Annotated in this window: 1 protein-coding gene; it reads right to left on the bottom strand. The window is 68.7% G+C overall.

Translation table 11 applies throughout. From position 1 onward, the window contains the following. The coding region (locus ACX4ZE_RS23360; protein ID WP_480275623.1) for a phosphopantetheine-binding protein at positions 1-266 on the bottom strand (266 nt) is incomplete at its 3' end. Between the last annotated feature and the right edge of the window lie 18 nt (positions 267-284).

Here is a 284-nt window from a genome sequence, read left to right as displayed (position 1 = left end):
GCCGAAGACCCTTCGAACCGGTGGATGAACCACAACCGCCGCTGCGCGAACGACACCGGTACCGGCTCCGGGCGCTTTGCCACCGTCAACACCGGCCGCACCGCCACACCATCATCGAGCCGGGCGACCAGGGCTGCGACGGTGGGGGCGTCGAACACCACCCGGATGGGGACCTCCACCCCCAACACCGACCGGATCCGGCTCACCAACCGCGTCGCCAACAGCGAATGCCCACCCAGCTCGAAGAACCCGTCATCGATACCCACCCGAGCCACCCCGAGGAC

The sequence above is a fragment of the Nocardia sp. TBRC8007 genome, assembly GCF_056629435.1.
This window is presented reverse-complemented; position numbering and strand designations above follow the sequence as displayed.